The 20015-nt window shown below is 75.3% G+C and carries 20 protein-coding genes and 1 riboswitch; of the genes, 10 read left to right on the top strand and 10 right to left on the bottom strand.

Going from position 1 to position 20015, the window contains the following annotated elements; all coding sequences use genetic code 11:
• Positions 1-3: 3 nt before the first annotated feature.
• Complete coding sequence (locus tag AB0J24_RS16390; protein ID WP_358681787.1) at positions 4-639, bottom strand: flavin reductase family protein; 636 nt, start codon at positions 637-639, stop codon at positions 4-6.
• Between the two features lie 51 nt (positions 640-690).
• Here AB0J24_RS16390 and AB0J24_RS16395 point away from each other — a divergent pair, with 51 nt between their 5' ends.
• Positions 691-1689 carry a cobalamin biosynthesis protein gene (locus tag AB0J24_RS16395; RefSeq protein WP_358681789.1) on the top strand — a complete coding sequence of 333 codons (999 nt, stop codon included), beginning with the start codon at positions 691-693 and terminating at the stop codon, positions 1687-1689.
• A 134-nt stretch (positions 1690-1823) separates the two neighbouring features.
• Here the strand turns inward: AB0J24_RS16395 and AB0J24_RS16400 are convergent, their stop codons facing one another.
• A complete protein-coding gene (locus tag AB0J24_RS16400) occupies positions 1824-2222 on the bottom strand; it encodes a hypothetical protein (protein WP_358681792.1) in 399 nt (132 codons plus the stop codon).
• A 52-nt stretch (positions 2223-2274) separates the two neighbouring features.
• Positions 2275-3234 carry an SURF1 family protein gene (locus AB0J24_RS16405; RefSeq protein ID WP_358681795.1) on the bottom strand — a complete coding sequence of 320 codons (960 nt, stop codon included), beginning with the start codon at positions 3232-3234 and terminating at the stop codon, positions 2275-2277.
• 47 nt (positions 3235-3281) lie between these two features.
• Between AB0J24_RS16405 and AB0J24_RS16410 the strand changes: the two genes are divergently transcribed.
• From AB0J24_RS16410 to AB0J24_RS16440, 7 genes are all read left to right on the top strand, one after another.
• Positions 3282-4814, top strand: a complete 1533-nt coding sequence (locus AB0J24_RS16410; protein WP_358681996.1) for a cobyric acid synthase — start codon at positions 3282-3284, stop codon at positions 4812-4814.
• Positions 4811-7063, top strand: a complete 2253-nt coding sequence (locus AB0J24_RS16415; protein ID WP_358681798.1) for a VWA domain-containing protein — start codon at positions 4811-4813, stop codon at positions 7061-7063. The genes AB0J24_RS16410 and AB0J24_RS16415 overlap by 4 nt, the downstream gene beginning before the upstream one ends.
• Before the next feature lie 12 nt (positions 7064-7075).
• The gene (gene cobO / locus AB0J24_RS16420; protein ID WP_358681800.1) at positions 7076-7690 is read left to right on the top strand and encodes a cob(I)yrinic acid a,c-diamide adenosyltransferase; all 615 of its coding nucleotides are present in this window, start codon (positions 7076-7078) and stop codon (positions 7688-7690) included.
• The gene (locus AB0J24_RS16425) at positions 7684-9129 is read left to right on the top strand and encodes a cobyrinate a,c-diamide synthase (RefSeq protein WP_358681803.1); all 1446 of its coding nucleotides are present in this window, start codon (positions 7684-7686) and stop codon (positions 9127-9129) included. The genes cobO and AB0J24_RS16425 overlap by 7 nt, the downstream gene beginning before the upstream one ends.
• Positions 9126-9494, top strand: a complete 369-nt coding sequence (locus AB0J24_RS16430) for a cobalamin biosynthesis protein (RefSeq protein WP_358681806.1) — start codon at positions 9126-9128, stop codon at positions 9492-9494. The genes AB0J24_RS16425 and AB0J24_RS16430 overlap by 4 nt, the downstream gene beginning before the upstream one ends.
• Before the next feature lie 178 nt (positions 9495-9672).
• Positions 9673-10893: a uroporphyrinogen-III C-methyltransferase gene (gene cobA, locus AB0J24_RS16435; RefSeq protein WP_358681808.1), complete on the top strand. Its 1221-nt coding sequence runs from the start codon at positions 9673-9675 to the stop codon at positions 10891-10893.
• Positions 10894-10939: 46 nt separating this feature from the next.
• Positions 10940-11124, top strand: a riboswitch (cobalamin riboswitch).
• A 37-nt stretch (positions 11125-11161) separates the two neighbouring features.
• Positions 11162-11545 carry a hypothetical protein gene (locus tag AB0J24_RS16440; protein ID WP_358681811.1) on the top strand — a complete coding sequence of 128 codons (384 nt, stop codon included), beginning with the start codon at positions 11162-11164 and terminating at the stop codon, positions 11543-11545.
• A gap of 16 nt (positions 11546-11561) precedes the next feature.
• On the opposite strand, the gene AB0J24_RS16445 is transcribed toward AB0J24_RS16440, so the two are convergent.
• From AB0J24_RS16445 to AB0J24_RS16455, 3 genes are all read right to left on the bottom strand, one after another.
• Positions 11562-13046 carry a DNA polymerase IV gene (locus AB0J24_RS16445; protein ID WP_358681813.1) on the bottom strand — a complete coding sequence of 495 codons (1485 nt, stop codon included), beginning with the start codon at positions 13044-13046 and terminating at the stop codon, positions 11562-11564.
• On the bottom strand, positions 13043-13750 hold the full coding sequence (locus AB0J24_RS16450; RefSeq protein WP_358681816.1) for a 4'-phosphopantetheinyl transferase superfamily protein: 708 nt from the start codon (positions 13748-13750) through the stop codon (positions 13043-13045). Before AB0J24_RS16450 ends, AB0J24_RS16445 begins: the two co-directional genes overlap by 4 nt.
• A gap of 96 nt (positions 13751-13846) precedes the next feature.
• Entirely contained in the window at positions 13847-14047 is a 201-nt protein-coding gene (locus tag AB0J24_RS16455; RefSeq protein ID WP_358681819.1) for a hypothetical protein, read from the bottom strand.
• Positions 14048-14499: 452 nt separating this feature from the next.
• Here AB0J24_RS16455 and AB0J24_RS16460 point away from each other — a divergent pair, with 452 nt between their 5' ends.
• Positions 14500-15639, top strand: a complete 1140-nt coding sequence (locus tag AB0J24_RS16460) for an FAD-dependent oxidoreductase (protein WP_358681822.1) — start codon at positions 14500-14502, stop codon at positions 15637-15639.
• Between the two features lie 34 nt (positions 15640-15673).
• Complete coding sequence (locus AB0J24_RS16465) at positions 15674-16891, top strand: cytochrome P450 (RefSeq protein ID WP_358681825.1); 1218 nt, start codon at positions 15674-15676, stop codon at positions 16889-16891.
• Between the two features lie 26 nt (positions 16892-16917).
• Here AB0J24_RS16465 and AB0J24_RS16470 read toward each other — a convergent pair whose 3' ends face one another.
• The 4 genes from AB0J24_RS16470 to AB0J24_RS16485 all read right to left on the bottom strand — a co-directional run bounded on the left by AB0J24_RS16470 (position 16918) and on the right by AB0J24_RS16485 (position 20005).
• Positions 16918-17547: a 3-oxoacid CoA-transferase subunit B gene (locus tag AB0J24_RS16470; RefSeq protein ID WP_358681828.1), complete on the bottom strand. Its 630-nt coding sequence runs from the start codon at positions 17545-17547 to the stop codon at positions 16918-16920.
• Positions 17544-18293, bottom strand: coding sequence for a CoA transferase subunit A (locus AB0J24_RS16475; protein ID WP_358681831.1), 750 nt, complete (start codon positions 18291-18293; stop codon positions 17544-17546). Before AB0J24_RS16475 ends, AB0J24_RS16470 begins: the two co-directional genes overlap by 4 nt.
• Positions 18294-18403: 110 nt before the next feature.
• Entirely contained in the window at positions 18404-19303 is a 900-nt protein-coding gene (locus tag AB0J24_RS16480) for an MOSC N-terminal beta barrel domain-containing protein (protein ID WP_358681834.1), read from the bottom strand.
• A gap of 45 nt (positions 19304-19348) precedes the next feature.
• Entirely contained in the window at positions 19349-20005 is a 657-nt protein-coding gene (locus AB0J24_RS16485) for an HAD hydrolase-like protein (protein ID WP_358681837.1), read from the bottom strand.
• Between the last annotated feature and the right edge of the window lie 10 nt (positions 20006-20015).

Below are 20015 nucleotides of genomic sequence, written 5' to 3' on the forward strand. Positions count from 1 at the left end.
GCGTCAGTCCTCGGCCGCGAAGTGGCCCGGCCAGTCGCGGTAGGGGATCCGGGTGATCTCCAGGATCTCGCCGAGCCGGGCCCACTCGTTGCGGCCGAGCCGGGCGAGCGGGGCGAGGCGCCGCACGTCGGGAAGCGTGTTGCCGCGCGAGTCGGTGGTGAACACGTCGTCGTCGACGGCGGCGTTCACCACCCGGCCGATCACCACGGTGGAGTTCCCGAGCTCGATCGCCGAGTGCAGCACGCACTCCAGCGCGACCGGGGACTCCGCCACCCGCGGCGGGGTGACGGTGGTGCTCGGCTCCGCGGTGAGCCCGACCGAGGCGAACTCGCTGATCTCGGCGGGGAAGTCGGTTCCGGTCGCGTTGATCTTCTCGAACAGCGGCTCGCCGGCGAGGTTGACCACGAACTCGCGGGTCTCGGTGGCGTTGCGTAGCGAGTCCTTCTTCCCGACCGAGGTGAACTGCACCATCGGCGGGTCGACACAGGAGACCGTGAAGAACGAGTGCGGCGCCAGGTTGTCGACGCCCTCGGCCGAGCGGGTGGACACCCACGCGATCGGCCGGGGGACGACGACACTGGTCAGCAGCTTGTAGAACGGGCCGGCGCCCAGCTCGTCCGGCGTGTGGTCGGTGCGCATGGGGTGATCCTGCCTGTTCGGTGATCGGCGCGCCGACCTACCGTCACCTGCATGCGCGACGGTGCCCGGGCGGCCGGGCTGATGATCGGGATCCTGGCGGACACGGCGTTCGGTGATCCGCGGCGCGGGCATCCGGTCGCGGCGTTCGGCTCGCTCGCGACCCGGCTGGAGCGCCGGTTGTACCGCGACTCCCGGGCCGCCGGCGCGGCGTACACGGCGGTGCTCGTCGGCGGCACCGTCGCGGTCGGTGCGCTGGCCGCCCGGACGGGAGGGCCGGTCACCCGGACCGTCGTCACCGCCGCGTCCACCTGGGCGGTGCTGGGTGGGACGTCGCTGGTCCGCGAGGGCGGCGCGCTCGCTGCCGAACTCGCCGCGGACGACCTGCCCGCGGCCCGCAGGCGGGTGCCCCACCTGTGCGCCCGCGATCCCGCGCTGCTCGACTCCGGCGGCATGGCCCGCGCCGGGGTCGAGTCGCTGGCCGAGAACACCTCGGACGCGGTGGTCGGGCCGCTCGTCTGGGGCGCCCTCGCCGGCGTGCCCGGGCTGCTCGGGTACCGGGCCGTGAACACGCTGGACGCCATGGTCGGCTACCGGTCCGCCCGCTACGAGCGGTTCGGCTGCGCCGCGGCCCGGCTCGACGACCTGGTGAACCTCGTCCCGTCCCGGGTGACCGCGCTGCTCACCGTCGCGCTCGCCCCGCTGGTCGGTGGCTCGCCGAGGGCTGCGCTGCGGGCCTGGCGACGTGACGCCGCCGCGCATCCCAGCCCGAACGCCGGCCCGGTCGAGGCCACTGCCGCCGGCGCCCTCGGTCTGCGCCTGGGCGGACCGACGACCTACGCGCACGGCACCGAGAACCGGCCGACTCTGGGCGACGGGCGCCGCCCGGGCCCGGCCGACCTGGCTCGGGCCGCGCGGTTGTCCCGCCTGGTCGCGGCGACGGCCGGCGTGCTGGCGGTCGGCGTGGCCCTCGTCGCGGCCCGACCCGGTGCAAGCGGATCCGGTGCAGCAGCCGACGGGCCCGGTCAGCGGGTGACTCCACCGTGGGGGTAGGTCGAGCCTTGTCGCTCACCTCGTGAGCGATATCGCCGCGACGCAGGTGTGGGGTTGACGGCAGGCCGCGCAGGCCCGAACCCTGCAACCGCACGCCGGCCGGAGACCTGGCGCCGGGGGCCTGCTGCCGCGCGTCAGCGCCGTGCGCCGCTGAGGATCACGCCTGCGAGCAGCACCGGGACGGCCCACTCGGCCACGCGGATCGCCGGCTGCGGTGTGTCGTCGCGGGCTCCGAGCACCGCGGTGCCCGCGGTCAGCCCGGCCGCGGCGACGGCCAGCCCGACACCGACCGCGTCGTCGTCACCGCGCCGGACCGCCAGCTGCCCGATCCCCCCGGCCAGGGTGGCGGCGAGCGCGGCCCGCGCGAACGGCGTCCAGGCCGACCAGCCCGCGGTCGCGACCCGCTGCCGGTCGGCCGGGCCGCCCGCCGCGTCCGCCGCGGCGTTCAGCCCGGAGACCCCCATCAGCGAGCCCCCGAACCAGGCGGCGGCGCCGAGGTCGCGAAGGGCCCGGAAAGCGGTCGCGCGGTCCATGTCTCTCCTCGGGGAGCGGGATGTGTGCGCGCGAGACCCTAGCGCCGGGCGGTCACCGGTCCGCGCGGCCCTCGGCGCTGCCGGAGCCGTCTCCGGCCGGCACCACGGAGGAGCCCGCCGCGGCGCCCTCGGCCGTCGGCTCCTCGGTGCGCTGCCCCGTGCGCTGCCCCGTGCGTTCGGCCGTGCGCTCGTCGGTGTGTTCGCCGGGGCCGTCGTCCGAGCCGTAGCCGTCCCGGCCGGAGAGCTGGTCGCGCAGGTTGCCCGGCGCCGCCCGGCCGCCGCGCCGCTGCAGCAGCTCCAGCCGGATGAAGATCCCCAACGCGACCAGGGCGACCAGGCCGAACGTCAGCCACTGCAGCGCGTAGGAGAAGTTGCTGAACGGTGCTCCGCCTGCGGGCGGTGCGATCGGAATCGGGTTCAGCACCCCGGGCTGGCCCTCGTCGAGGGTGACGACGCCCTCGACCGGGTCCGTCCCGGTGGCCTCGGCGACGGCACGGGAGTCGGCGGCGTAGATCTGGGTGGTCCCGCCCTCGTGCAGCGGCGGCCTGTCCTGCGGATCGTTCTCGTTGAGCCGCAACCGCCCCTCGATGTTCACGGTGCCGGTGGGCGCGGGCGCGAACTCCGGCACCACGCCGCCCTCGCCGCCGGCGATCGTGCCACGGTTGACCACGACCAGGCGCCCGTCGTCGAGCCGCAGCGGCGTCAGCACCTCGTAGGCGGGTGCGCCGTCGACGACCCGGAGCCGGACCAGCGACTCGGCCTGCTGCTCGAAGGTGCCGGTCAGCTCGACCCGGCGCCAGATGTCGTCGGGCGAGACGGCCTCACCCGGCGGGACCAGCTCGGCGAACGGGACCGCCGGGGTGCCGTCGGCGGCGGCGATGGCCGCGTTCTGCGCCTCCCGCTCGGCCTCGCGGTCGAACTGCCACGGTGCGAGCAGCGTGTAGCAGGCCACCACGAACGCGCAGACGACGCCGATGAAGGCGAGCCAGCCGGGCCGGAGCAGGAAACGCACGCCGTCCAGGGTAGTCGGGCCGCCCGGGGATACTGACCGGTGTGGCAGTGGATCTCTCGGGCGCGGTGCTGATCGCCGGGACGACCTCGGACGCGGGCAAGAGCGCCGTCGTGGCCGGCATCTGCCGCTGGCTGCACCGCCGTGGGGTGTCGGTGGCACCGTTCAAGGCCCAGAACATGAGCAACAACTCGGTGGTGACCCCGGACGGCGGGGAGATCGGCCGGGCCCAGGCGATGCAGGCCCACGCCTGCGGGATCACCCCCGGTGTCGACCTCAATCCGGTGCTGCTGAAACCGGGCAGCGACCGGACGTCGCAGGTCGTGGTCCGGGGGCGGGCCGACGGGCAGGTGTCGGCACTGTCCTACCGGCACCGCACCGCGGCGCTCGCGGAGGTCGTGGGCGACTCCCTGAGCCGGCTGCGGGAGCGCTACGACGTCGTCGTCTGCGAGGGCGCCGGTTCCCCCGCGGAGATCAACCTGCGCGCGACCGACCTGGCGAACATGGGTCTCGCCCGGCGCAACGACCTGCCGGTGCTCGTCGTCGGGGACATCGACCGGGGCGGGGTGCTCGCGCACCTGTTCGGCACGCTCGCCGTGCTCGAACCGGCGGACCAGGCACTCGTCGCCGGGTTCGTGATCAACAAGTTCCGGGGGGACGTCCGGCTGCTCGAACCGGGGCTGGAGCAGCTGCGGGCGCTCACCGGGCGTCCCGCCCTGGGCGTGCTGCCCTTCGCCGACGGGCTGTGGCTGGACGCGGAGGACTCGCTGTCCGCCGTCGCCGACGGGGTGCTGGGCCGCCCGGCCCCACCGCGCGGTGCGCAGTGGCTGCGGGTGTCGGTGGTCCGCCTGCCGCGGATCTCGAACGCCACCGACGCCGAGGCGCTGGCCTGCGAGCCGGGGGTCGCGGTCCGCTACGTGACCGAACCGTCACGGATCGCCGACACCGACGTCGTCGTGCTGCCCGGGTCGAAGTCGACCGTGTCCGACCTCGGGTGGCTCCGGTCCTCGGGCATGGCCGACGCGGTGCTCGCGCACGCCGCCGCCGGCCGCCCGGTGCTCGGCATCTGCGGCGGCTACCAGATGCTGGGGCGAACGATCACCGACCCGCACGGGGTGGAGGCCGCCGCGGGGACCGCCGTCGACGGGCTCGGGCTGCTGGACCTGGAGATCTCCTTCGACCGGGCCAAGCACCTGGCGCGGCCGACGTCGACGGCCTGGGGGCACCCGGTGGCCGGGTACGAGATCCACCACGGCCGGGTGGTGCGCTCCGGTGATCCCGGGCTGGTCGGCGCGGAGGGGTCCGACCGGGGTCACGTCCTCGGTACCCACTGGCACGGCCTCGCCGAGAACGACGGCTTCCGGCGCGCGCTGCTGACCCGGCTGGCCGGTGAGGCGGGCCGGGACGGGTTCCGGGTGGCGGACGACACGTCGTTCGCGGCCGAGCGGACCCGGCAGGCGGACCTGCTGGCCGACCTGGTGGAACGACACCTGGAAACGTCGTCACTTGAACATGTGATCCGACACGGTGCGCCGATGGATCTCCCGGTCCTGACGTCCGGTCTGGCAGCCTCGGCCGGGTGAGCGCTGCGGTGACGTCCCTCCGGTTCCCGTTCTCCGCCGTCGTCGGGCACGACGACCTGCGGCTGGCGCTGCTGCTCAATGCCGTGCACCCCGGCGTCGGCGGCGTGCTGGTGCGCGGGGAGAAGGGCACCGCGAAGTCGACGGCGGTGCGGGCGCTGGCCGCGTTGCTGCCGGACCTCGAGGTCGTCGAGGGCTGCCGGTTCGGCTGCGACCCGGCCGGCCCCGACCCGGACTGCCCGGACGGGCCGCACCCGCTCGCCGACGCGCCGGCGCCGCCGCGGACGACCCGCCCGGCCCGGCTCGTCGAGCTGCCGGTGGGGGCGACCGAGGACCGTCTCGTCGGGTCGCTCGACCTGGAACGCGCGCTGTCCGAGGGCAGGCGTGCCTACCAGCCGGGGCTGCTCGCCGACGCGCACCGCGGTGTGCTCTACGTCGACGAGGTCAACCTGCTCCACGACCACCTCGTCGACCTGCTCCTCGACGCCGCCGCGATGGGCCGCGCGCACGTCGAGCGCGACGGTGTCTCGGTCTCGCACGCGGCCCGGTTCCTGCTGGTCGGCACCATGAACCCGGAGGAGGGCGAGCTGCGCCCGCAGCTGCTCGACCGGTTCGGGCTGACCGTGGAGGTGCGGGCCTCCCGTGATGTCGACACCCGGGTCGAGGTGACCCGGCGGCGGCTGGCGTTCGAGGACGACCCGGACGGGTTCGCCGCCCGGTTCGCCGACGCCGAGGCGGACACCGCGGCGCGCCTGCGGGCCGCCCAGCAGCGGGTCACCGCCGTCCGGCTGCCGGACCGGGAGCTGCGCCGGATCGCGTTCGTCTGCGCCCGGTTCGACGTCGACGGGATGCGCGCCGACCTCGTGATCAGCCGGGCCGCGGCGGCGCACGCGGCCTGGGAGGGGCGCACCGCGGTGGTCGAGGACGACGTCCGGGTCGCCGCCCGGCTCGCGCTGCCGCACCGGCGCCGCCGGGACCCGTTCGACGAACCGGGGATCGACGAGAAGGACCTCGACGAGGCCCTGCGCGACGCCGAGGACTATCTCGGTCCCGACGACGACCCGGGCCCCGACGGTGGTCCGGACGGCGATGATCCGGATGGCGGTGGCCTGGACGGCAGTGGTCCGGACGGCAGCGACCCGGACGGCAGTGACCCGGACGGCAGTGACCCGGGCGGTTCGGATCCCGGCGGCCCGGACGGCCCGGACCAGGGTGGCACCGAGCCGGACGGCGGGGGCCGCTCCGGGCCGGCAGGCCCCGAGTCCGCGGCCCCGGAGAACCCCGGCGGCACCGGCCGCCAGGACGGTCCGGCGCACGGCGGCCCCGATCCCGCCGGCCTCCCGGACGGTGCGGTCACCGAACCGGAGGACGGCGCCGGGCGGCGCCCGGGCGGTGACGGCGGGCAGACGCTCGTCGTCGGGGACGCCGCGCGGCTGCGCCGGGCGACGATCCGCAAGTTCACCGTGCCCGGACTCGGAGCGGGTGCGCCCGGCCGCCGGTCGCGGGCCCGCACCGACACCGGCCGGGTCGTCCGGCCGACCGGCGCGGGCACCACCCGGGCGGCCGACCTGCACCTGCCCGCCACCGTCCTGGCGGCGGCGCCGCACCAGGCACGGCGGGGACGCCGCGGCCCCGGGCTGCTCCTGCAGCGCGACGACCTGCGCCGCGCCGAGCGCGAGGGACGCGAGGGGAACCTCGTGCTGTTCGTCGTCGACGCGTCCGGCTCGATGGCCGCACGGAAGCGGATGACGGCGGTCTCCGGCGCCGTCCTCGGCCTGCTGCGCGACGCCTACCAGCGCCGCGACAAGGTCGGGCTGGTCACCTTCCGGGCCCGGGCCGCGGAGCTCACACTGCCACCGACCTCGTCGGTCCCCACGGCGCAACAGCGGCTCGCGACCCTGCGCACCGGTGGGCGGACACCGCTCGCCGAGGGGATCCTGCGGGCCCGCTCGGTGCTCGCCGCCGAACGCCGTCGCGACCCGCGCCGCCGCCCGCTCGTGGTGCTGCTGACCGACGGCCGCGCCACCGTGCCCGCCCGCCCCGGCGGCGACCCGGTGGCCGACGCCCGCCGCGCCGCCGGTCTGCTGGCCGCCGACGGCGTGCACACCGTCGTCGTCGACTGCGAGAGCGGGCACGTCCGGCTCGGTCTCGCCGCGCCGCTCGCCGCGTCCGCCGGTGGCGAGCTGGTGACCCTCGACGAGCTGACCGCCGAGAGCGTGGGGGACCTCGTCCGGTCCGCCCGCGCCGCCTGAGAGGAGGCCACCGTGCCGCAGGGACAGGTGAGCGTCACACCCGACGACGGACTGACCACGCGGCAGCGCCGAAACCGGCCGCTGCTGGTGGTGCACACCGGCGTCATGAAGGGGAAGTCGACGGCAGCGTTCGGCATGGCGCTGCGCGGCTGGAACCAGGGCTGGTCGATCGGGGTCTTCCAGTTCGTGAAGTCCGCGAAGTGGAAGGTCGGCGAGGAGGAGGCGTTCCGCGCGCTCGGCCGGGTGCACGACGAGACCGGGCAGGGCGGCCCCGTGGAGTGGCACAAGATGGGCTCGGGCTGGTCCTGGTCGCGCAGGCGGGGTTCCGAGACCGATCACGCCGCCGACGCCCGCGAGGGCTGGGCCGAGATCCGCCGCAGGCTGCGCGACGAGCGGCACGGGATGTACGTGCTCGACGAGTTCACCTACCCGCTGAAGTGGGGCTGGATCGACGTCGACGAGGTGGTCGCCGAGCTGACCGGCCGCCCCGGGCACCAGCACGTGATCATCACCGGCCGGGACGCGCCGCAGCCGCTCGTCGACGCGGCCGACCTGGTGCTGGAGACGACCAAGGTCAAGCACCCGATGGACGCCGGTCAGAAGGGGCAGCGGGGGATCGAGTGGTGAGTGCCCGCGCCCTGGTCGTCGCGGCGCCGTCGTCGGGGAGCGGGAAGACGACGGTCTCCACCGGCCTGATGGCCGCGCTGCGCCGGCGGGGCACCCGGGTCGCACCGTTCAAGGTCGGTCCGGACTACATCGACCCCGGCTACCACACCCTCGCCGCCGGCCGGCCGGGCCGCAACCTCGACGTCGTGCTGCAGGGTGCCGAGCGGCTCGCGCCGCTGGCCCGGCACGGCTCCCGGGACTGCGACGTCGCCGTCGTCGAGGGTGTGATGGGGCTGTTCGACGGCCGCATCCCCGACGGCGCCGGTTCGACGGCGCAGGTCGCCGCCACGCTGGGCGCGCCGGTGGTGCTGGTGGTGGACGTCCGCGGGCAGTCCCGGTCGCTGGCCGCGCTGCTGCACGGCTTCCGGTCGTTCGACCCGTCGGTCGAGGTGGCCGGGGTGATCCTGAACCGGACCGGGTCGGCGCGGCACGAGGAGGTGCTGCGCTCGGCCGCCGACGAGGTCGGGCTGCCGGTGCTCGGTGCCCTCCCGCGGCGCGCCGAGCTCGCCGTGCCGTCCCGCCATCTCGGTCTGGTCACCGCGGCGGAGCACGGTGCCGCCGCGACCGCGGCGGTGGACGCGATGGCGGAGCTGGTCGCGGCGCACGTCGATCTCGACGCGGTGCTGGCGCTGGCCCGCCCGTTGCCCGACGGCCCGGTCTGGGACCCGCACGCGGAGATCGCCGCCGTCACGGACCGGCCGGCCGGCCGGACCCCGGGTCCCGGCCGGCCCGCAGCGGCCGCGGCGCCCGGTCGTGCGGCGGTCGCGCCGGTCGTCGCGGTGGCGGGCGGCCCGGCGTTCGGGTTCGGGTACGCCGAGCACGCCGAGCTGCTCGCGGCGGCCGGTGCCCGGGTCGTCGGCGTGGATCCGCTGCGCGACCCGGACCTACCCGACGGGACGTGTGCGCTGGTGCTGCCCGGCGGGTTCCCCGAGGAGCACGTCGGCGCGCTGGGGGAGAACCGGTCGCTGCGGGCGGCCGTCGCCCGGCTGGCCGCGACCGGTGCGCCGGTGCACGCCGAGTGCGGCGGGCTGCTCTACCTGTGCCGGGACCTCGACGGGATCCCGATGTGCGGCGTGCTCGACGCCTCGGCCGCGATGACCGACCGCCTGACCCTGGGCTACCGGGAGGCGGTCGCGGTGTCGGCGTCGCCGCTGTTCCCACCCGGCTCCCGGGTGGGGGCACACGAGTTCCACCGCTGCGCGGTCACGCCGCGGGCCGGTGCCGCGCCGGCCTGGGCGTGGCGCGGTGGGGAGCCGGAGGGACACGTCGTGGCCGGGGTGCACGCGTCGTTCCTGCACACCCATCCGGCGGGGAACCCGGACGTCGTCGCGCGCCTGGTCGACCTCGCACGACCAGCGGCCCGGGTGCTCGCGGCGGGTCCGTCGCCGCGCGACCGGTGACGGCCGTCGGGGTCGGGCTGCGGCCCGGGGTGCCCGCCGCGGCCCTGGTGGAGCTCCTGCGCCGGGTGGCCGGCGAGCACGACCTCGACCTGGCCCGGGCGGTGGTCGCGACGCTGGACCGGCGGGCGGGCGAGCCCGGCCTGTTGCAGGCCGTCGCACCGCGGATCCCGCGCGGGTACCCGGCCGGGCGACTCGCCGGGGTGGTGGTGCCGGCGCCGAGCGACCGGGTCGCCGCCGCCACCGGGACGCCCTCGGTCGCCGAGGCCGCGGCGCTCCTGGCGGCGGGCCCCGGGGCCGTGCTGGTGGTGCCCAAGACCGCCGGGCGCGGCGTGACCGTCGCGGTGGCGCGGGCAGCGGCCCCGTGAGCGCCCGGCAGCGGCCCGGGTGTGGGGTTGGCCTCGGCGCGGTCTGCCGGGGCGCGCCGGTCGTTATCCTCGACCGCCGCCGCCGAACGGGAGCCGGGGGTTCGCCGGCCCGGTCCGCAGGGCCGGAACCGGCACGGAGCGCGAGGAAGGGCACGCCGCGCCCGGGAGAGGATCGTCGTTGAGCGCGCAGAACGAGCAGTACCTGGTCGGTCTGGACCTGTCCGGCCGGCGTGTCGTCGTGGTCGGCGGGGGCCAGGTCGCCCAGCGCCGGGTCACCCGGCTGATCGCCGCCGGAGCGCTGGTCGAGGTGGTGTCCCCCGAGGTCACCCCGGCCGTCGAGGGCATGGTCACCGCCGGTGAGATCACCTGGACCGGCCGCCGCTACGCCGAGGGTGATCTCGCCGGCGCCTGGTACGTGATCGCTGCGACCGACGACGCGGCGGTGAACGAGGCCGTCGTCGCGGAGGCCGAGCGGGGCCGGGTGTTCTGCGTCCGCGCCGACGACGGCTCCCGGGGCACCGCCGTCACCCCCGCGACCGGTGAGCACGACGGGTTGACCGTCGGTGTGCTGGCCCGCGGTGCGCACCGCCGCTCGGCCGCGGTCCGGACGGCGCTGGTCGAAGCGCTGCAGTCCGGCGTCGTCGACGAGAACGCCGAGCCGCCGCAGCCGGGTGTCGCGCTGGTCGGCGGCGGCCCCGGTGACCCGGAGCTGATCACGGTCCGCGGGCGGCGGCTGCTGTCCAGGGCGCAGGTCGTCGTCACCGACCGGCTGGGGCCCCGGGACCTGATGGACGAGCTCCCGCCCGACGTCGAGGTCATCGACGCCTCGAAGATCCCCTACGGCCGTGCCATGGCCCAGGAGAAGATCAACGAGCTGCTGGTGGAGCACGCCAGGGCCGGGAAGTTCGTGGTGCGTCTCAAGGGCGGCGACCCGTTCGTCTACGGGCGCGGGTTCGAGGAGGTCCAGGCCTGCGCCGCCGCGGGGGTGCCGGTCACCGTCGTCCCCGGCATCACCAGCGCGTTCGCCGCGCCCGCCGTCGCCGGGACGCCGGTCACCCACCGGGGGGTGGCACACGAGATCGTCGTCGTCTCCGGGCACGTCGCCCCGGAGGACCCGCGCAGTCTCACCGACTGGACCGCGCTCGGCCGGATGACCGGCACGATCGTGCTGATGATGGCGGTGGAGCGGCTCGGCCGGTTCGCCGAGGTCCTCGTCGAGCACGGCCGCGACCCGCAGACCCCGGTGCTGATCGTGCAGGACGGCACCACCCGGATCCAGCGGACGGTGCGCGCGACCCTGGAGACGGCCGGCCGGGTCGCGGCCGAGCAGGACGTCAGCCCGCCCGCGATCGTGGTGATCGGCCCGGTCGCGGGGCTGGAGGCGCCCGTCGGGCCGTGACGGGACCGTGCCGCCGGGCGGGCGTCACCGGCCCCCGTTGTTGACCCTCCGACCGGCACGTGATGGGCTGACCCCGACGACGGTGCAGGAAGCCGGTGTGATTCCGGCGCGGTCCCGCCACTGTCACCGGGGAGCGCTCCCCACCCGCAGCCACTGCCCGATGAGGGTGGGAAGGCGGGGGAGCGCGATGATCCGGGAGCCAGGAGACTGTCCGTCGTCGCAGGAGTTCCCACTGTTGAGGGCGCGGACCCTCGAGGAGGACAGAGCGATGAGCGTCGGCGCGTGCCCGGTCCTGGTCGTACTCGGCACCGGGCCGGACGGAGCCTCGGTCGGCTCCGGCGGCGAGGACCTGATCATGGAGGCGGACACCGTCTTCGCCTTCCCGGGCGGCCCCGAGTCGGTGGCCCTGTTCTACGCGGAGGCGTGGCGGGTGGAGCGGATCTCCCCGCCCGACGCCGTCTCCCGGCTCACCGGGTGGGCGGCAGGCGAGCCCACCGGCAGCGGGGTGCTGCTGGTGGCCGGCGACCCGGCCGCTGACGTCGCGCTGGTCGCGGTGCTCGACGGTCTGGCCCGCACAGCACCCGGTATCGACGTCCGGCTCACTGCGGGCACCCGGGTCGCCCCGCCGCACCGCAGTCCGCTGATCGGCTGACGCTCGTCCCGGTGTCTCAGCCGGCCGGTCGCCAGCTCCGGAGCGGATCGGCGCGGGACAGCTGCGGGTCGGCGGCGTCGAAGGTGCAGGTTCGTCCCGGCCCGGTCAGCGCCGTCTCGAAGCGGACGGTGACCCGGCCGTGCCCGGCACCCTGTACCCAGCCGTGCCCGTGATCGGGGTGGTCGACGTCGTCCCCCGCCCGCCAGGGGCGGTCGGCGGCCTGCTCCCGGTGCACCGGCAGGTCCGCTGCCGGGACGCCCGCGGCCGCTTCGACGGCCACCGGTGCGCTGACGTGCCCCCGGCCCTCGGTGTCCGGCCGCCCGACGATCGGGACTGCGGCGACCGGGTCACTGCCGGCCGGCTCGCCGCCGCCCGAGCCCGCGGGCGCCGCCCGCCACCCCTGGGCCGAGGGCACCGCGTCGAACAGCGCCAGCGGTGGTTCGTCGCCGAACCCCGACACCGACACCCCGAGCAGCCGCACGCCGCCCTCGCCCACCGCGGTGTCGGCGAGCCGGCGGGCCACCGCGACGAGCGTCGACAGGTCGCGGCTGGGGAACGGTGTCGTCTCCGAGCGGGTGTGGGTCACGAAGTCCCCGGTGCGGGCCTTGACCGTCACGGTGCGTGCGGCGCGGCCGTCGGCGACCAGCCTGCGGTGCACGGCGACGCAGATCGACTCGACGGCGGCGTGCACCGCGGACATCGCGGTCAGGTCGGTGTCGAACGTCGTCTCCGCGCTGATCTGCTTAGCCGCGCCGCGCGGGGCGACCGGGCGGTCGTCGATCCCGCGGGCCAGCCGGTGCAGTTCGGTGCCCATCGCCGAGCCGAGCACCCCGGTGACCTCGCGACCGTCCATCGCGGCGAGCTGGCCGATCGTCTCGATCCCGATCCGGCGCAGCGCCTCGCCGGACACCGGACCGATGCCCCACAGCGAGCGCACCGGCAGCGGATCGAGCACGGCCTGCTGGTCGGCGTGCGGCACGACCCGCAGACCGTCCGGCTTCGCCAGCTCGGAGGCGATCTTGGCGATCTGCTTGCCGGACCCGGCGCCGACCGATGCGGGCAGCCCGGTCCGCTCCCGGACCGCCGCGCGCAGCCGGGCCCCGAAGTCCTGCACGGCCTCCGGGGCGGCACCGGCCAGCCCGGGAGGTTCGATGAACGCCTCGTCCACCGAGACCGGTTCGAGCACCGGCGAGAACTCGGCGAGCACCCCCATCACCTCCTCCGAGATCGCCTTGTACAGCCCGAAGCGGGGAGGCAGCACGGTGGCGTGCGGGCAGCGCCGCCGGGCCTGTCCCATCGGCATCGCCGAGCGCGCCCCGAACACCCGTGCCTGGTAGCTGGCGCCCGCGACGACACCGCGCGGCCCGGCCCCGCCGACCAGCACCGGCCGGTCGGCCAGCGTGGGCCGGGTCAGCTGCTCGACGGAGGCGAAGAACGCATCCATGTCCAGGTGCAGCACCCAGCGCGCTGCGGCCGCGCCCGGCCGGTCCGGCGAGCTCACCTGCCCATGGTGCCCCGGACCACCGACAGGACGGCGTCACCGTCCGCGACCGTGATCGGCGGCACGACCGGCCCGGCCCCGGCGACGGCCCCGGGATGGTCCGGGTGCGGGGTGTCGACGTCGGCGAGCCACCAGGACCCGGTGGTGCCGGGCCAGTGCAGGACGCGGGCCGGGCCGTCCGGGGCGGACAGCGTGATCGCGTCCATCGGGGCCGACAGCCCGTCACCGGTGGCCTTGAGCAGGGCCTCCTTGCGGGTCCAGGTGACCAGGAACGCGGACGGCCCCGGGATCCCGTGCTCACGTTCGGCCGGGGAGAGGGCGTGCCGGGCGAGCCCGTCCAACCCGGACAGCTCCCGATGCTGCTCGACGTCGACGCCCACCGGTCCCGGGCCCAGCGCCACCCCGACCAGTGCGCCGGAGTGGGTCAGCGAGAAACCGGGCGCGTCGCCACGGCCGGCGAGGCGCGGCTTGCCGTGCGGCTTCCCGCAGCGGCAGGTGCGGTCCATGTCGATCGAGGCCGGATCGGTGTCCAGGTGCGTCGCCAGCACGAGCCGGGCGAGCGCGTGCGCGGCCAGGTACCGGGCCCGGTCCTCGGCCCGGCGCAGTGCCGACATCCGTTCGCGCTCGTGCGCGTCGAGCAGTGCCACGAGATCGGGTCGCCCACCGGGGTCGGTCGGGGCTGCCCACCACACGGTCACGGTCACGGCGTCCAGCCTCGCACGCGACGGGAGATCACGGATCGGGAACCCGGACGTTCGCCGAGCGGGTGTCCGGGTGCCCGATCCGTGATCAGCCCGGGATCAGCCGGTGCGGCGGGCGGCGAAGTCCGTGCGGACGTGCGCGGGCTTCGCGTGCGGTGCCGGGCCGGTGTTGCGGGGGGCGGCGGGGCCGGTGCCGCCCTCCTCCGCGGGGCGGCCGCGTTTCGCGGCACGGCGTGCGGCGCGGTTCGCGGGCTGCGGCGCCGGGTCGGTGCTGGCCGGTCGGGGCGGGTTGGCGGGCATACGGGCCTCCGGCAGGTACGGGTCCGGCTCGAGGCCGGACGACGGTCGGACAGGGACAGGGACAGGGCAGGGACAGGGCAGGAACAGGGCAGGGCCGGTGACGGAACTCGGGCCGGGGACCGGGATCAGCGACGCCGGGCCCGGCAGTGCTCGTCCGGCAGCGCCGGGTGCGGTGGCAGCGGGACCGGCGATCGCCGAGATCAGCAACGACCGAGATCAGCAACGACCGAGATCAGCGGCGGTGGCATCAGCAACGCCGGGATCGGGAACGCCGTGCCTGGTGATGCGCGGCATCGGTTCCGGGCCGGCGTGGCACGAGAGGTCACGGGCCTGCGGCGAGTGCGCGGAGCGTCGCTCCGCGGGCCGCTCAGAGGAACCGGATCAGCATGACGAGGACGATAGGGAGCGTCCGCCCGGCGTGCCACCGGTTTTTCCCGGCTACCGTCGCGCCGGTGGAATCGCACACGGATCTGGTGGTGGTCGGCGGCGGGATCGCCGGGGTCTCGGTGGCCTACGAGCTCGCCGTGCACGGCCGCGTCGTGCTCCTGGAGGCGGAGGCGGACATGCCGGTGCACTCCACCGCACGGTCGGCGGCGACCTACATCCCCGGGCACGGTTCCGGGCCGTTCCGCGCGTTGATCGACGCCTCCGGTCCGCGGTTCCGCGTCCTGCAGACCGAGCTGGACACGCCGCCCCTGTTGTCCCCGAGGCCGGTGCTGCACCTCGGTGACGACGACGCGGGCGCGGCCGGGATCGTCGCCATGCTCGACGAGCAGCGCGGGGAGCCGAACGCGCCGATCGCGCTGGACCCGGCGGAGGCGCTGCGGCGCGCGCCGGTGTTGCGCCGCCCGCCGCGTGCCGCGGCCTGGACCGCCGGTTCCGCCGACGTCGACGCGATCGCCCTGCACGACGGTTACCGGCGCGGTCTGCGGGCCCGCGGGGGCACCGTGCTGCGCGGTGCCCGGGTGTCGGCGATCACCCGCGACGGTGGCGGCTGGCTGGTGGAGACGGCGGCCGGGCAGCGGGTGCTCGCCGCCGCCGTCGTCGACGCGGCGGGTTCCTGGGCCGACGAGGTCGCCGCGCTCGCCGGGGTGCCCCGGGTCGGGTTCACCCCGTTGCGCCGGACGATCGCGGCCTGCCCGGTGCCGGACCCGTCGGTGCTGCGGGTGGGCGGCGCCCCGCTGCCGCTGATCGCGGACGCCGCCGAGCGGTGGTACCTCAAACCGGAGGCCGACACGGTGCTGGTCTCGCCGGCCGACGAGACCCCGCAGGCGCCCGGTGACGCCCGGCCCGACGAGCTGGACGTGGCGCTCGGGCTGGACCGGGTCGGCGAGGTGACCACGCTGGGTCTGCGCTCGGTGCGGAGAGCCTGGGCCGGGTTGCGGACGTTCGCCCCGGACCGGGCCCCGGTGCTGGGGCAGTGGCCGGACCGTCCCGGCTTCCACTTCGTCGCCGGCCAGGGCGGGTCCGGTATCGAGTCGGCACCGGCGTTGGCCGCGCTGGCCGCGTCGGTGATCATCGGAGCGGCGCCGCCCGCCGACATCGCACTCGACCCTGCTGTGTGCTCGGTCACTCGCCTGCGGCCTGCGTAAGCGCGCGCTTACAGCCGGTGGCACGATGAGGGACATGGCGCTGACCACCACCGGCTCCGAGCAGCACGACCTGTTCTCCGGCACCTTCTGGCAGAACCCGCACCCCGCCTACGCGGCGCTGCGGGCCGAGGAGCCGGTGCGCAGGCTCGCGCTGCCGGACGGGCCGATGTGGCTGCTCACCCGCTACGCCGACGTCCGCGAGGCGTTCGTCGACCCGCGCCTGTCCAAGGACTGGCGCTACACGCTGCCCGAGGACCAGCGGGCCGGGATGCCCGCGGCACCGACACCGATGATGCTGCTCATGGACCCGCCGGATCACACCCGGTTGCGCAAGCTGGTCAGCCGCTCGTTCACCGTGCGCCGGATGAACGAGCTGGAGCCGCGGATCACCGAGATCGCCGAGGGCCTGCTCGACGGGCTGCCCGAGGACGGCACCGTCGACCTGATGCGGGACTACGCGTTCCAGATCCCGGTCCAGGTGATCTGCGAGCTGCTCGGCGTGCCCGCCGAGGATCGGGACGACTTCTCGGCCTGGTCGTCGATCCTCGTCGACGAGTCGCCGGCCGACGACAAGAACGCCGCGATGGGCAAGCTGCACGCCTATCTGACCGATCTGCTGGAGCGCAAGCGCACCGAGCCGGACGACGCGCTGCTCTCGTCGCTGCTGGCCGTCTCCGACGAGGACGGTGACCGGCTCTCCCAGGAGGAGCTCGTCGCGATGGCGATGCTGCTGCTCATCGCCGGGCATGAGACGACGGTCAACCTGATCGGCAACGGCGTGCTCGCCCTGCTCACCCACCCCGACCAGCGGACGCTGCTGGCCCAGGACCCGTCGCTGATCGGCTCGGCGGTCGAGGAGTTCCTGCGGTTCGACTCGCCCGTCGCACAGGCACCGGTCCGGTTCACCGCCGAGGACGTCACCTACTCCGGGGTGAGGATCCCGGCCGGTGAGATGGTCATGCTCGGCCTGGCCGCAGCCAACCGGGACGGTGACTGGGTGGCCGATCCCGACCGGCTCGACATCACCCGGGACGCCTCCGGCGGGGTGTTCTTCGGGCACGGCATCCACTTCTGCCTGGGCGCCCAGCTCGCCCGGCAGGAGGGTCGGGTGGCCATCGGGCGGCTGTTCGCCGACCGCCCGGACCTGGCTCTCGCGGCCGCCCCGGACGAGCTGACCTATCGTGAGTCGACGCTGGTCCGCGGCCTGACGAGCATGCCGGTGACGATGGGCCGGCGGGCGGACCGGGGCTGAACCGCGGCCGGGGAGCCCCGCACCGGTCAGCAGCGCAGGGGCGCCCCCGTCTTCTCCCGCACCTCGTCGGCGGTGACGCCGGGGGCGGTCTCGACGAGGGTGAGGCCCTCGGTGGTGATGTCGATGACGGCGAGGTCGGTGACGACCTTCGTGACGCAGCGCAGCCCGGTGAGCGGCAGGCTGCACCGCTCGACGATCTTGGGTGTGCCGTCGCGGGAGACGTGGTCCATCATCACGATCACGCTCCGGGCGCCGTGCACGAGGTCCATCGCGCCGCCCATTCCCTTGATCATCTTTCCGGGGATCGCCCAGTTGGCGAGGTCGCCGTTGGCGGCGACCTGCATCCCACCGAGCACGGCGACGTCGAGTTTCCCGGCGCGGATCTGGCCGAAGCTGTCGGAGGAGCCGAAGAAGGCGGCGCCGGGGTTGACGGTGACGGTCTCCTTGCCGGCGTTGATCAGGTCGGGGTCGACCTGGTCGTCGTCGGGGTAGGGGCCGACGCCGAGGATGCCGTTCTCCGAGTGCAGGACGACCGTGCGTCCGGCCGGGATGTGCCCGGGGACCAGGGTGGGCATGCCGATGCCGAGATTGACGTAGGCGCCGTCGGGCAGCTCGCGTGCCACGCGGGCGGCCATCTCGTCGCGGGTGAGGCTCATGTCTCGCGCACCGTCCTGAACTCGACCGGCTTCTCGATGTCGGGCACGTGCACGACGCGGTGGACGTGGATGCCGGGGGTGTGGACGTGGTCGGGGTCGATGTCACCGGGCTCGACCAGGTGCTCGACCTGGGCGATGGTGATCCGGCCCGCGGCGGCCGCGTCGGGGTTGAAATTGCGGGCCGAGCGCCGGTAGACGAGGTTGCCGTGCCGGTCGCCCTTCCAGGCGTGGACCAGCCCGAAGTCGGGGGTGAGGGCGTGCTCGAGGACGTAGGGCACGCCGTCGAACTCGCGGACCTCCTTGGCCGGTGACATCACCGCGACCGAACCGCCGGCCGCATAGCGCCAGGGCAGCCCGCCCTCGGCGACCAGGGTGCCGACGCCGGCGGGAGTGAAGAACGCCGGGATCCCGGCGCCACCGGCGCGCAACCGTTCGGCGAGGGTGCCCTGCGGGGTCAGCTCCAGTTCGATCTCGCCGGCCAGGTACTGGCGAGCGAATTCCTTGTTGTTGCCGACGTAGGAGCCGATCGTGCGCCGGATCCGGCCGGCGGCGAGCAGGGTGCCCAGACCGAACCCGTCGACACCGAGGTTGTTCGAGATCGTCTCCAGGTCCGTCGCGCCCTGCTCCAGCAGGGCCGCGATCAGCACCGTCGGGACCCCGGACATGCCGAACCCGCCGACCGCCAGCGACGCGCCGTCGCCGATGTCGGCGACCGCCTCCGTGGCCGATGCCACCACCTTGTCCATCTCGCACCTCCGTCGGGCGGCACAGTACCGGCTCGTTCGACTTACGTACAATCGTTCGCTCTGCGAACACCAGTCGGCGTGGCCGGTCACCTCGGGGCGGCGGACCGAGCTCAGCCCGCGACGGGAGCGGAGTGCTCGTCGCCGACCGCGATCTCACCGTCGGTCACCACGTCGGCGTACACCCCCGCGCACGCCCACACCCCGCCGACCTGCGGGATCTCGATCCGGTTGTGCTTCGCGATCGTGCGCAGGGTCTCCGGGTCCCGCTCCAGGTCCCGCTGGGCGAGCGTGGTCATCACGCACCGCATGGTGGCGAAGGAGTACCGCACCCGGGCCCCGCCGATCAGCGACTCCCGGCCCGGCCAGTCGTTCTCGACGAACCCGGCGTCCTCCCCGCGCAGGACGACGTTGGGCCGGTACCGGCGGGGATCGAAGTCGGCGTCCGGGGCGAGCTCGCGCAGCCGGTCCAGGGTGGACTCGGTGAGCACGTGCAGCGTCGACAGGTCGAAGAAGGTGCCGGGTGCGCCGAACGCGGAGACGTCGAACCGGCTGACCCGCTCACCGGTCTCCTCGTGCCGCGCCGTGGTGGCCGCGATCAGCTGCTCGGGGGCCAGCTGGTCGACGGGCAGGCCCTCGATCTCCGGCCACACCTCCTCGAACTGGCTGCCCTCGGGCGGCTCGGCGATCAGCCGCACCTCCCGGCCGAGCGCGGCGGAGAGCGCGGTGTCGATCCCGGTGTCGTCGGAGCGCAGCATCGATCCGTCCGGGAACCGGATCTCGACGGCGGGCAGCGGCCGGCCCGGTTCCGGGTCCGCGGCGAACCGGGCGGAGAAGCCCAGCAGGTCCGACCACAGGCGGGGCACCTTGGCGCTGGCGACGGTGCCCGACCCGACGTCGTACACGGCCAGCGCCCGGTCACCGAGCAGTCCGCGTGCGGACACGTGGGCCCGGTCGAGGCTCTCGCCGAGCATGGATTTCACCGGGTACCGGTGCAGGGAGACGACGGTCATGGCGGTGTGTCTACCGGTCGCGAACCCGACCCGACCAGGAGGTCCTCAGCCGAGGAGAGCCGTGCGCAGTTCGTCCGCGGATGCGTACACCGTGGTGGCCCCCGCGGCCACCAGTTCACCGGGCTCGGCGTAACCCCAGCCCGCGCCGACGCAGCGCAGGCCGTGCTCGGCCGCACCCTCGACGTCGTGCAGTCGGTCGCCGACCATCAACGGCTCGTCGGCGCCGGTCGGCCCGCCGAGCCGGCGCAGCGCCTCGGCGACGACCGCGCCCTTGGTCGGACGGTCCGCGGTGCGGGTGTCGCCGACGATCTCGGCGAACAGGTCGGTCCACCCGTGGTGGGCGAGGATCTTGCGGGCCGAGGGCTCGGCCTTGCTGGTCGCCAGCGCCATCGTCACGCCGGCGTCGGACAGCGCGCGCAGCAGCGCCTCCACACCCGGGTAGGGGGTGGAGTCCAGGCAGCCGTCCTCGTCGCCGTAGATCCGGCGGTAGATCGGCAGCACCCGGGCGGTGCCCTCGTCGCCGAGGATCGGCGGCAGCGAGCGGTAGAGCGGTGGGCCGAGCAGGTGGGTGCCCAGCGCGGACTCCGGGACGTCCAGGCCGGCCTCGTCGATGGCGCGGCGCAGCGAGCCGAGGATGCCGCGGGCGGAGTCGACGAGGGTGCCGTCGAGATCGAGCAGGATGTGGGTCAGCACGGAGTCCATTCTCCCTGTC

The organism is Pseudonocardia sp. NPDC049635 (assembly GCF_040659795.1).
Classification (GTDB): domain Bacteria; phylum Actinomycetota; class Actinomycetes; order Mycobacteriales; family Pseudonocardiaceae; genus Pseudonocardia.

Coding starts and splice junctions, on each gene's coding strand:
- AB0J24_RS16455 (WP_358681819.1), bottom strand. CDS start 14,047: ATGCCCGCCAACCCGCCCCGACCGGCCAGCACCGACCCGGCGCCGCAG.
- AB0J24_RS16485 (WP_358681837.1), bottom strand. CDS start 20,005: ATGGACTCCGTGCTGACCCACATCCTGCTCGATCTCGACGGCACCCTC.
- AB0J24_RS16480 (WP_358681834.1), bottom strand. CDS start 19,303: ATGACCGTCGTCTCCCTGCACCGGTACCCGGTGAAATCCATGCTCGGC.
- AB0J24_RS16400 (WP_358681792.1), bottom strand. CDS start 2,222: ATGGACCGCGCGACCGCTTTCCGGGCCCTTCGCGACCTCGGCGCCGCC.
- AB0J24_RS16465 (WP_358681825.1), top strand. CDS start 15,674: ATGGCGCTGACCACCACCGGCTCCGAGCAGCACGACCTGTTCTCCGGC.
- AB0J24_RS16475 (WP_358681831.1), bottom strand. CDS start 18,293: ATGGACAAGGTGGTGGCATCGGCCACGGAGGCGGTCGCCGACATCGGC.
- AB0J24_RS16395 (WP_358681789.1), top strand. CDS start 691: ATGCGCGACGGTGCCCGGGCGGCCGGGCTGATGATCGGGATCCTGGCG.
- AB0J24_RS16470 (WP_358681828.1), bottom strand. CDS start 17,547: ATGAGCCTCACCCGCGACGAGATGGCCGCCCGCGTGGCACGCGAGCTG.
- AB0J24_RS16390 (WP_358681787.1), bottom strand. CDS start 639: ATGCGCACCGACCACACGCCGGACGAGCTGGGCGCCGGCCCGTTCTAC.
- AB0J24_RS16440 (WP_358681811.1), top strand. CDS start 11,162: ATGAGCGTCGGCGCGTGCCCGGTCCTGGTCGTACTCGGCACCGGGCCG.